The following is an 11,308-nucleotide window of genomic DNA, read 5'->3' as shown; positions in this document are numbered from 1 at the left end:
ACGTCGATGGATCGTCGCGCGCTGCTTTCTACTTGCCAGCCTTCCTCACGCGTAAAGCGTAGCCGGTTTCGATTCTTGCTAGCCAACCGCCTGGCGTGTTCGGCGCTGTTCGGTGCGGCGCTGCTCATTATCCTTTCGACCGATACGGCGCATGCCGAATTCACCGTCTGCAACCAGACGCTCGACGTCGTCAACCTCGCCGTCGGGCAGAAGGTCGACAATGCCGACCAGACCGACGGCTGGTGGACCATCGGCGCCAACCAGTGCGTGAACGTGATCCGCGAGGAACTGACCAACCGGTACATCTACCTCTACGCCACCGACGTGTTCGGCCATGCGATCCTCAACGGATCGACCGAAATGTGCGTCGATCGGCGCCGCTTCTCCATCCGTGGCATCGAGGAGTGCTGGCCGCGCGGTCATATCGCGGCGCGTTTCGTCGAGGTCGATACGCTCGAGCAAGTGCGCTGGACCTATTTCCTGACCGGAAGCAGCCCATGACGCACAGCATCGACACGAGCTTCAAACAAAAGAAGCTGGCGCGCCAGCGCGAACGCCGACGTAAACTTTGGCGCCGCGTCCTTGCCGGCGTTGCTATGCTCACCGTCATTGCGATCGCCACCAGCTTCTATCTTACGAAGGATGAGTGGTCGTTCGGCGACGAGAATGAGGACCTGCATCCCGTCGAAGGTATGGAAGACGTGCCCGCCGACGCGGCGGTCTATGTGCCGGCCATAATCGACCTTGCCGGTGACCCGATGTGGATCACACTGGCACCCGATGACGAGACCGCCACGAAGGGCCACACCATTGCGCGGCCGGCCGAACTCGACAGTTCCGGGGCTTCGCCGCAGATCGAAATCCTATACGACGTGATGCTGAGCGCCAGCGAGAAGTTCATGACGACGATCCCGTCGACGCAGGAGGATTTTGCCTTCTTCCAGGCGCAGCGGCAGGCTCCTCCGAAGCCCTCCGCTGCAGCACCCGACAATCAGCAGCCGACCTCGCCCGCACCTGCCTTGGCACCCAATGATCAAGAAGATGATCTGGCGAACGACCTGCAGGCGACGCCGGATGAAGGCGGGATGCCCCCAGCTTCGCCGCTTAAAGCCGATGCAGACGACCCCGAGGCCGGCTGGGGCGAGACCATCGACCAGGGCGAGGCAGCGCTCCCTGCCTTCGCTAAGACCGCGATCGAGAACAACACCACCGTCGCGACCGTCATCAGCGAATATCAGCGTTTCGAGGCGACAGAGGACACCTTCGTGAAAGTCCTCAACGACCGCAGCCTGGAGAGCGTGGCGCTCGACGCGCATTTCTCCGCGGACGACGCCAGGCTTGCGGGCGAGGCGCTGAAAGCGCTGTTCGACCGCGACGGGTTGGAGCCCGGCTTTGTGGTCGCCTTGCGCGGTTTCCGGCCCAACCGTGAGACCACGGCCATGTCGCTGATGCAGGTCTCCGTCTACGCAAGAAACGTTTACGTCGGTACGCTGACGCGCAGCGCCGGGGGTACCTTTGTTTCAGGCGCCGATCCCTGGGTTCGCGAGGACCTCTTCAACTATTCCGGTGGCTCGGATCAGGGGGGGCCGAAGCGGCAATACCGCCTGCTCGACGCAATCTATTCGACCGCGGCGCGCAACAAGGTGCCGACCAGCGTGATCGGCGAAGCGATCATGTATCTGTCGCGAGGACAGGATCTGGACGCCTTCGCCGCCGAGGACCAGCGCCTAGTGCTGATCTACTCGCAGACCCCGCGCGGCCAAGGTGAGATATCCGGACGGGTGCTTTACGTCGGCGTCCTCGATAAGGGCAAGAACCTCGACTGCTTCGTCTATCAGCAAAGCGAGGGCCAGTATGCCTGCGTGACGGGCGATGATCAGGTCCGTTCGCTGTCCATCGCCAACGGCATGGTCACGCCGGTGAGCGGGGTCATGACCTCGACCTTCGGCCCGCGTAAGCATCCAATCCTGGGCACGGTTCGAATCCACAAAGGCGTCGACTGGGCGGCTCCGATCGGCACGCCGATCATGGCCGCCTTCGATGGCGAGATCAGCTTCCAAGGCGATGGCGGCAGCTATGGCAATCTGGTCAAGATCGCCCATGCCAACGGACGCGAGACACGCTACGCGCATATGCAGAAATTCGCCATCGCCAGCGGCGTCGGCACCAAGGTGAAGGCCGGCGACGTCATCGGCTATATTGGCACGACCGGGCTCTCGACCGGACCGCATCTGCATTTCGAACTCTATCAAAACGGCGAGGCAATCGATCCGCTCGGGACGGTCACCACGGTTGCTGCCGGCGCTGATGCCGCCCGCTCCAGCGGATCCGGCAGCTCTGGCGATTCCGCCGTCGAGACGCTAACCGACCGTATCGTGCATGTCGAAAGCGGCGGCAGCGCCCGCGCCAAGAACCCCAACTCATCAGCAACCGGCGCTGGCCAGTTCATCACCAAGACCTGGATCCGGATGATGAACACCTATCGTCCCGCTCTTGCCCGTTCGCTCTCGACCGCTGATCTGCTTGCGCTTCGCTATGACGTGACGCTGTCGCGTGAGATGGTGCGCAATCTCGCGCGCGAAGGCGAGGCCTATCTGCGCGCGCGCGGCCACCAGATAACCGCGGGGCGCCTCTACCTCTGCCACTTCCTTGGCATGGAAGGCGCGCACCAGGTGCTGGCTGCGTCCGGCTCGTCGCAACTGCGCGCCGTTCTGGGGTCAGCGGTGATCGAGGCCAATCCTTTCCTCATCGGCAAGACCGCTGGCTATGTCATTGACTGGGCCGAGCGGAAAATGGGACAAAGAGTGCTGCGCGTGGTGACCGATGCGAGCCAGCCGGCGACGACCACGACCCAACTCCGACAGACATCACCGGGATTCGAAAAATACAAGCAGGCCATAACCGCGCTGCTCAGTTCAATCCAAGGTACCCTTCAGCCAGGCTGATGCATGTCGTGCAAGGAACCTCGGTTCTGCTTCAGCGACATGCGTCAACCGGGAGCCTGAAGCAAGGCGCATGGTTTCGCTTCGAGGCGACACGCCTTCGAGACGGATGATTTCTGGTGCAATCGACCTGGAAACTGAACCCCTCGTCAGTACAGACAGATAAAGCATGACCTCGCCCGAAAACCGCTTCACACTTTTCGGCATCATCCTCGCGGATCGTCCCGGCTCACAACGATCGCCCGGCCAGTCCGTCCCGACACCGGCGGCCGCCATGCTGCCAAATTGCACAGGCTCAGGGCGCGCCTGTGAACCTAAACGGTGGCTGGGATCACATAGGTCTGAGAGCCATTTTTGCAGAAGCGACTTTGTCGCTGACGAATTGAGCATGCACAGACACCAATAGCGTGCCCCATGGGGCGGAGGGCTGATCCATGAAACTTTTTGCCATCCTGTTGAGCGGACTTGTCCTATCCGTCCTTGCCGCCTTCGGTGCCCAGGCCGCAACCGCCGAGGGCAAGCGTGTCGCGCTGGTCATTGGCAACAGCAAATATGTCAACGCCGTTGCGCTGCCAAACCCGGCCAACGATGCCCATCTGATTGCATCGACGCTGCGCAGCGCCGGCTTCGAGGTGATCGAAGGCGTCGACCAGGACAATGCCGGCATGCATGGCCTGATCAGCAAATTCACCGAAGAAGCCTACAACGCGGACCTCGCCGTAGTCTTCTACGCCGGTCACGGCATGCAGGTCGACGGCAAGAACTATCTCATACCCGTTGATGCCGATCTGACTTCACCCGCCTATCTCAAGACCCGCACAGTTCAGATCGATGAGTTCATGGCCGCACTGCCTGCCGATCCCGCCGTCGGCATCATCATTCTCGATGCCTGCCGCGACAATCCGCTGGCTCGCACGCTGGCCGCGACGTTGCCCAAGAGCCGCTCGCTCGCCGCCGGCCTCGCGCCGGTGGATGCAAAGGCAGACGGTGTCGGCACCGGTGGTGTCTTGATTGCCTATGCAACGGATCCCGGCGCTATCGCTTTCGACGGCAACGGCGTCGACAGCCCCTATTCGCTTGCGTTGGCCAAGCACCTCACCGAGCCAGGGCTCGAGATTCAGAGCGCTCTGACGCGCGTGCGCGGCGACGTTACGGAAGCCACGCAAGGCCGGCAGCGTCCATGGCATAACGCATCGCTGGGGCGTGAGGTCTTTCTTGGCAAGACAACAGCACAAGCCGCGGCGGCGCCGCTCGGCGATGCGGCCAAGACGACGGCATCCCCCGCTCCTGCGTCGGTGGCAAGCGATCCGTCGTCCTGGGAGGTCGAGCAGCGCCTTTGGGATGAGGCTTCGAAAACGAACGCGATTCCTTACTACGAGGCGTATCTCGACCAGTTCCCGAGCGGCCGCTTCGCCACGGTGGCAAGGCTCGACATCGACCAGTTGCAGGTCCCAAAGACGGGCAAGCAGATTGCGGCGCCGCCGAAAAAGCAGGTCGTGCAGGAGACCCGCAGCCTGAGGCCGGCGGCGCGGCAGAAATCACGCAAGCAACAGCAGCTTGTCCAGCGCAGGCGCAACAGCGACACCATCTTGCGTGACGAGCCGCCGAGAGCCAATAATGACTTCCTGACCAGGGCGCTGATCTTTGGCAGCGGCGTAGTGATCGGCAGCGCCCTCAAATATTGATCATAGGCATCAAGCGGGGACCAGCACTTGGGCGAGCTCCCTCACCAGTATCGCTGTTGAAGGATCCGCCTGTCGGCAAACGCCTACTCAGTCTTGACGCGCATCTCTACGCGGCGGTTGACCGGATCGTAAGGATTGGCGACGCGCGGATGCGATTTGCCAAGGCCGATTGCTTCCAGTCTGGCAGATTCTACGCCGTTGGCCGTCAGGAAGGCCGCCACCGACTGCGCCCTTCGCTGCGAAAGTTCCTGGTTATAGCGATCGGAGCCGGTTGCATCGGTATGACCTTCGACGACAAAGCTGAACGTGCTCAGCCGATTGTCCTTCAGCGCCTTGGCGAACTCATCGAGTTCGGTGCGCGCAACTTGGTCAAGTTGCGCGGAATCAAGGGCGAAATTGATCATCATGTCGAGGCCGGCCTTTTTTGGGGCTGAGCCAGTCTTCTCGGCCTTGCTCTTGCACTCTTCCTCCGTGCCGACGCAGATGCCGCGCGAAGCACCCAGATTGCCGGGGTGGCCGGCGAAGAACTTCACGATGTCTTCCGACTTGTGAAGCGGATCGGCCGATACGTGCGTCGTAAGAAGCATGGCCGCCAATGCCAAGGCTGAACTGCCCCATCGCATGACCCTCACTCCTGTCTGAGTGGATTTCGCTGGCGGCTACCATATCAAATCGGGAAGCGATTGTCTGTGAACAAACGCAATCTACTCGTGTGCGCCACCCGTTAAAGGGTGACGCTTGACCGGCGCTCGGCCACAGGCTTGAGTGTTTGTCTGCTGGCTTTCAGGGTGGGCAGCCATGGCCAATGAACTCGGATACAGAACGGCACGGGATCTGTTTCTCGCTTGTCCCGCCATCGCCAGGGACATGAAATCGCTGGCCACCGGTCAGCCGCCGCTTGATTTTTGCCGTGCCCTGCTTGCCGGGCGCGTGCCGGAAGAAGCAGTCACGTTCTGTGCCTACCTCCTCCCCGAGCGAGCCGCCGTCTGGTGGGGACATGAATGCCTGAGCAATGTCGCCGAGCTCCTCGCGGACCGGGATCTCGACTTGCTGGCGCTTGTTCATGCCCGGGTCGGCGACCCTGACAATCCCCACCATCAAGCAGTCTTGAGCAAGTCCTTGGACCTGCCGCCGGCGACGCCGGCCGCCTGGATCGCTCTGGCAGCGGTATGGCGTGACCCGACCTTCAAAATGGACTCGAGCGGATTTCCTGCCGCCCATGCCGTCAATGCCGCAATCCTGGCTGGACTGGCCCGCGCCGCGCTGGCGGACAGGTTTACCTTGCTTTCCGTCTTTGTCGAGATGGGCATCCAGATGGTAGAGATGGATGCGTAAGGGCATTCGCCTGCCCTGCTTGCCATTTGCCGGCGCTGGCTTCAGCCCGGCATCACTTGCAGCCGCCTTGCGCCCATCTGGCCAGCGCGACCTTGAATCGGGTACCGAGCGGATGCTGCAGGCGCAGGACCGAGACGTCGTTGGCGGCGAAATTCTTCGCCTGCTCGCAGAGCCGGGCCTCGTTCCACTCATGGCAGCTATCGCAGTGCTTACCTTCCCAGACCGACTTGTCGAGACCTTCCACCGGACTGAAAAGCGGTTCGCTCTTGATCAGTTGGGCGATGCTCTTGCCGTCGATCGCCGGCTCGCCGAACTTGACTGGGCGATCGAAAAAGATGGGTCCGTCGATGGCCAGTTTCGGGATCTTCGCACGGAGAATATCGAGCCCAAGCTGATCGTCATTCTGGGCCGACGACGCGCCGGTGTTGCGCGTCCCGGAGCTGGCTTCAGCCGGCGGCGTGCTCGACTGGCCGACGATCAGCGGCGCGTTGAGATCGACCTTGTGCAGGACAAGTTCGGTGGTCAAGGAGACATTGGCCCAGGGGCGTTGCTTGCCGGCCGTCGCCTTGAAGACGTCGCTGGTCACCCTGTTCATCGCTTCGGTGATGGAGACATTGGATTCCCCAATGTGCTGAAGCAATGCCGTCGTGAAGGGCGAGTGGTCGCCCGACCCATCATAGGCGAGCTGGTTGGGACTGGCAGCTAACGCAACGAGCGTTCCCGCGCCGCTATTTTCGATCGCAATTTCCGCAAGGCCGCTGCTCGCACCTTTGATGCCCGCGGTCTTAGCCAGCATATCGGCCAATGGATTCTCTCGGCATGCGTCCAGAAACACCAGCCTTATGCTGGTCTCGCGCGCCATCTGGCGCAAAATGAAATCGACGGAGACGGCCTCAAAGTCGAGCGACGTTTCATCCTCGAGCGCGGCATCCACCGGAAGCAGGTAGTTCTTGCCTGAAACCTGCAAGCCATGTCCGGCATAGAAGAAAAGCGCGACATCGGCGCCGCGCACCTGCTTTGCGAACTGGGCGACCGTGGCCTGCGTCTGCTGCTTGGTGAGATCGAAGCCAGAGACCACATCGAAACCAAGGTTCTGCAGGCGCTCGGCCATGGCCTGGGCATCGCGCACGGGATTGGCGAGCGGCGCGGCATGCTGATACTGCGAGTTGCCGAGCACCAGCGCGACACGGCGCTCGGCAGTCGCGGCGGTCAAAGTCAAAAGCAACACAATCGTCACAAGACCAGCGCCGCGAAACAAGCCAGCGCAAAACGCGAATGGACGGGAGCCCACCCCGACCTCAGTTCGCGAGCTTCGTGGCGGAGAATTCGATGCGCCGATTGAGCGCCTTGTTCTTTGGCGTATCGTTGGCGGCAACCGGCCGCTCCTCGCCATAGCCGGTGGCACTGATCTGGCGGCGCTGCACGCCATCGGCGACTAAAGCATCGGCAACCGCCTGGGCGCGCCGTTCGGACAGCGCTTTGTTTGCCTCTGGCGAACCGTCCGAGTCAGTGTAACCGGATACCTCCACATCCAGGGTCGGGCATTTGCCGACGACACCCTCAACCTCGGCGAGCAACGGACGGCTCTTGGCATCGAGTCTGGCGCTGGCTGGACGGAAGTAGATCGCTCCGGTGCGCGATAGGACGGCAAACCGGTTGAAGCACTCCTCGTCGCTGAAATTGGCTTTCGCGGCGTCGGTGGCCACGGGACCGACCTCGGTGCCGCTGGCCGCGACTGTCTGCACAGCCGCCGTCTTGCTGCCCTCAGCAACAAAGACGAAGTCGAAGGACACCGAGGCAGTGGGCACTATGTTGGTCACATTGGCCGCTTGCTGCAGCTTGTCGACGTTCGGCAGCAGGCCGAAGTCCTCCACATGCACCGCAACGGGGGCCTCGGAAGCAACCGAGACCTGAGTGTCACTGATCATGGTGACCACGACGCTCGCCTCCAGGTCCTTATCGACCCCGTGTAGACCGAGCCGGAACGGCAACCTTGCCTTGATCCGGCGTTTGGCCGGCAAGTCGGCAAATGCAGCCGGGTCCACTTTTGCCGTCAGCTCGGCAGTCGGGTACTTGAAGGTTTCGAAGAACAGGAACCGCATGCGCACATTGCGGAGGTCGACGCCCGTGTCGACGGAATTGAGATCGAAGCTGATCTTGGCATCACCGGCGGAATTCAGCGTGCCGGTGATATTCCTGATCTTGTTGGTTTCGACGATCGTGTTCTTCTTGACCGACTGATAGGTAAGCACCGAAGCGTCCGGATCGAGAGTCCAGTTCGACGCGGCACTGGCTGTTTGCGATCCGAAGACCAGCAAGCCCAATATGGCTACGATGATAAGGCCAGGACGCTGCGCTTTTGCTCGCGCTCGCCAGAATGCAACGACTTCGAACATGGAAGGCCCCCGCCAGGCAACCCGATCTCGCTAACGGCACGGCGCGACCATAGAGCACTTGTTCCTGCTTGGCGAGCAGTTCCAGCGCGTTGCGAAAGTGACCTACTCTAGCCCTGCACTGCGTCGTGCGCTGTAGAGGCGCTATCCCCCCCAGCCACCGCCACCGCCACCACCGCCACTACCACCCAAAGGGGCAATGACAGGCGTCGTTTCGTTCTTGACCGGTGTAAGCAGTTTCTTGGCGGTCACATTTTTCTGCTTGACCACCTTTGGCGCGGTCGTCGTGGGGACCGACTTCGGATGTTTCGTCGTGGTCGGCTCGACCGGGGGTGCAATGGTCGTGCATCCTGCCACCGTAAGGGATAGGACCGTTGCGACGACTACCTGTTTTAATGCCCAGCCCACCTGTTGCCTCCATGTCGTCAGAACAAGTCCCGGCGCGGGTTGGCTTGCTCCCAGACCGCCCTGGCCGTCTTGATCAGTTGATCGTCCAACGAACCGTTCGCCGAAATTTTCGACTTCAGGTCCCCACGCATCTGCTTCAGGGCCGCCGTCTTCGCCCTGGAGCCAAACTTCGACAGCGTATTCCTGGCATCGGGAATTTCGTTGCGAAGATCGAGCGCGGCCGCGAAAGCAAGGTAGCGCACCGCCACGGCCTGGTCGGCCTTTTCACCCCTTTGCATCTCCAGAGCTGCGCGATCATACGCAGCCGACTGGTCGCCGCGCACGGTGGCCACCTCGAACAACCTTTGCGCTTCTGCAAGATTCTGCTGCACGCCGACACCGTCTCTGTACATGCGCGCTAGGCTGCCGGGAGCGTAGGGTTGGCCGAGATCCATCGATTTCTGAAAAAGCGAGAGTGCTGTCTTGGGGTCCTTCTCGACCCCAGTGCCGGCGAGGTAATTGCGGCCGAGCAGGTTCATCGAATACATGTCCTGCCGATCGACGCCGGCCTTGAGGAAAGCCACGGCGCGAGCTGCATCTGCAGGCACGCCATTACGGCCCTCGGTGAAGATCGCGGCGAGATCGTTCATTGCATAAGTGTGCCCCATCGCCGCCGCCTTGAGCAGCAGGTCCAGCCCCTTGGTGGTGTCACGTTCCACGCCATAGCCGTTGAACAAGGCGCGGCCCCATGAGGTCATGCCATAGGGATCGCCCTTGTCGGACGCCGCAGCGTAGAAGGTGTTGGCCTGCTTGCGATTGACGGGCATTCCCGTTCCCGTCGCATTGAGGTAGCCAAGCTCGAACACTGCGCGCACATGCCCCTTGTCGGCAGCCTCCTGGATCGCCGTCAAGGCCTCATTGGCCTTGCCGACCGCAAGCAGTGCGCGACCGAGTTGGTAGTGGAAGCGAGCGACGTCCGGATAGGCTTTCACCGCCGCCCGGCAGACCTCCACGGCGTTGCTGCTGATCTCATTCGGCAACAAGCCGGGGACGACGCCCTGCAGGTCAAGTGGCTCACCGGCCTCCCTGTCGCAGGGGTCGACGCTTGGCGACAGCTTCATCGTCGCCGGCTTTGAGGACGTGTTGTCGGCCCTGATTTCGAAGCCGACTATCAGTGGCTGGACGGCGCCAATCTGAGGTTCGTAGCGCAAGTGGTCGACTTCATCGGCCTTCAGGCTCGAGTCCGGAGACAAGGTCCGATCTGGCAGCGACAGTGTTCCCGTTGCCGGATAGCCCGCAAATTTCAGGCTGACCGCCGGATCCGCGGTTGGGAAATCCAGCTGCAACGGAACCGGGCCGACGCCGACCGGAATCTGGACCTCATGGTTTTCGATTGCTTCGGCTGCGCCGGCAATGTGAATACCGCGTTCCACTGCTTGCTGCTCCTGCTCGGACTCCAGCGAGGCTATGAGTTGCTTGCCCTCGGCACCCTCACCATTCTTGACCCGGAACACCAGGATGCCCTGGGATTCACCACCCCAATTGTCGCGCGTTGAATAGGCCAGCATGTCGACTTCTTCCTGGGCACCGGCACCTTTGGGGACGTCCATTCGCAATCGCGGGAGATCCTTGCCGGCAATCGGCTCCCCCGCCGCAACCGGCTTGCCGTCCAAAATCAGACGCCCTAGCGCCGGCTGTCTGTCGATGCTGACGGTGACCGCACCGCCATCGACATCGACCGGCTCTGGCAGGTCGAGCGCGACAGGGCCGACGCCGGACGGGACGATCTTTTCCAAAACGGGCGGCAGTGCAGGCCGGTTGGCGCGACGCATGAGGACCACGTCGTCGATCAGCGATGAGTTCTCCCAAGGCACCTGCTTTCCGGCCGTAGCCTCGACCACATCCCGGCGAACGGCCGCCATGACCGAGCGTATCTCCTGGTTCGGCGCCAGCGCGCGACGGGAGAAGGCGGAGGAAAACGGACTGAGATCGCCACTTCCGTCATAAGCTATAGCACCGGGCTCGGTGGCGAAGGCTATAAGTGTGTTCAGCGAACTTCTGACCTGCGCAAGGCCGGTGTTGCCAGCGACGATCAGCTGGTCTCGCAACCAATAGTCTTTGCGCGGAAACGGATTGTTGCGGCAGGCGTCGAGGATGATCACCTGGATCCTCGATTTCGTCCTCAACTGCTGCAGCACATCATCGAGCTTGACGGCCTGGACCTCAATGTCGGCCGCGTTCTTGAGCGATGCATCGACCGGGATGAGGAAATTTTCACCGCCGATCTGAAAGCCATGGCCGGAATAGTACACGATCGCCAGATCGGCACCGTCCGCCGCCGCGAGGTAGTTGCGGAACTGTTTTTCGAATTCGATCTTGGTGAGGTCCTTCGCGACGAATACGTCGAATCCGGCCCGCCGGAACGTGCTCGACACGTCCTCGGCATCCTTGTCCGGATTCTTGAGGGCCGGAATCTCGCGGTATTCGGAATTGCCGATGACAAGGGCCACCCTTCGATCGGCACAAGCTTGGAATGCCGTGAAGCTCGCGAGCATCAGGGCCGCAA

At 61.7% G+C, this 11,308-nt stretch carries 8 protein-coding genes; 4 read left to right on the top strand and 4 right to left on the bottom strand.

The window, feature by feature from the left end; translation table 11 throughout:
- Nucleotides 1-6: 6 nt before the first annotated feature.
- The 3 genes from O7B34_RS22160 (at nucleotide 7) to O7B34_RS22150 (ending at nucleotide 4,627) form a co-directional block, all read left to right on the top strand.
- Nucleotides 7-501: a DUF1036 domain-containing protein gene (locus tag O7B34_RS22160; RefSeq protein ID WP_442920990.1), complete on the top strand. Its 495-nt coding sequence runs from the start codon at nucleotides 7-9 to the stop codon at nucleotides 499-501.
- Nucleotides 498-2,945 carry a M23 family metallopeptidase gene (locus O7B34_RS22155; RefSeq protein WP_337148099.1) on the top strand — a complete coding sequence of 816 codons (2,448 nt, stop codon included), beginning with the start codon at nucleotides 498-500 and terminating at the stop codon, nucleotides 2,943-2,945. Before O7B34_RS22160 ends, O7B34_RS22155 begins: the two co-directional genes overlap by 4 nt.
- 431 nt (nucleotides 2,946-3,376) lie before the next feature.
- On the top strand, nucleotides 3,377-4,627 hold the full coding sequence (locus tag O7B34_RS22150) for a caspase family protein (protein ID WP_337148098.1): 1,251 nt from the start codon (nucleotides 3,377-3,379) through the stop codon (nucleotides 4,625-4,627).
- Nucleotides 4,628-4,710: 83 nt separating this feature from the next.
- On the opposite strand, the gene O7B34_RS22145 is transcribed toward O7B34_RS22150, so the two are convergent.
- Complete coding sequence (locus tag O7B34_RS22145) at nucleotides 4,711-5,250, bottom strand: OmpA family protein (RefSeq protein ID WP_337148096.1); 540 nt, start codon at nucleotides 5,248-5,250, stop codon at nucleotides 4,711-4,713.
- Nucleotides 5,251-5,425: 175 nt separating this feature from the next.
- Here O7B34_RS22145 and O7B34_RS22140 point away from each other — a divergent pair, with 175 nt between their 5' ends.
- Nucleotides 5,426-5,962 carry a DUF6931 family protein gene (locus O7B34_RS22140; RefSeq protein ID WP_337148095.1) on the top strand — a complete coding sequence of 179 codons (537 nt, stop codon included), beginning with the start codon at nucleotides 5,426-5,428 and terminating at the stop codon, nucleotides 5,960-5,962.
- A 52-nt stretch (nucleotides 5,963-6,014) separates the two neighbouring features.
- Here O7B34_RS22140 and O7B34_RS22135 read toward each other — a convergent pair whose 3' ends face one another.
- From O7B34_RS22135 to O7B34_RS22125, 3 genes are all read right to left on the bottom strand, one after another.
- Nucleotides 6,015-7,199 carry a caspase family protein gene (locus tag O7B34_RS22135; protein ID WP_337148094.1) on the bottom strand — a complete coding sequence of 395 codons (1,185 nt, stop codon included), beginning with the start codon at nucleotides 7,197-7,199 and terminating at the stop codon, nucleotides 6,015-6,017.
- A gap of 61 nt (nucleotides 7,200-7,260) precedes the next feature.
- Nucleotides 7,261-8,358 (bottom strand): OmpA family protein, encoded by a 1,098-nt coding sequence (locus tag O7B34_RS22130; protein ID WP_337148093.1) that lies wholly within the window; start codon nucleotides 8,356-8,358, stop codon nucleotides 7,261-7,263.
- Nucleotides 8,359-8,780: 422 nt separating this feature from the next.
- Complete coding sequence (locus tag O7B34_RS22125) at nucleotides 8,781-11,252, bottom strand: caspase family protein (RefSeq protein WP_337148092.1); 2,472 nt, start codon at nucleotides 11,250-11,252, stop codon at nucleotides 8,781-8,783.
- Between the last annotated feature and the right edge of the window lie 56 nt (nucleotides 11,253-11,308).

Origin of the sequence: Mesorhizobium sp. Cs1299R1N3 (assembly GCF_037179625.1) — a bacterium.
Classification (GTDB): Bacteria; Pseudomonadota; Alphaproteobacteria; order Rhizobiales; family Rhizobiaceae; genus Mesorhizobium; species Mesorhizobium salmacidum.
The sequence above is the reverse complement of the archived record's forward strand: the minus strand, read 5'-3'. Positions and strand labels throughout refer to the sequence as shown.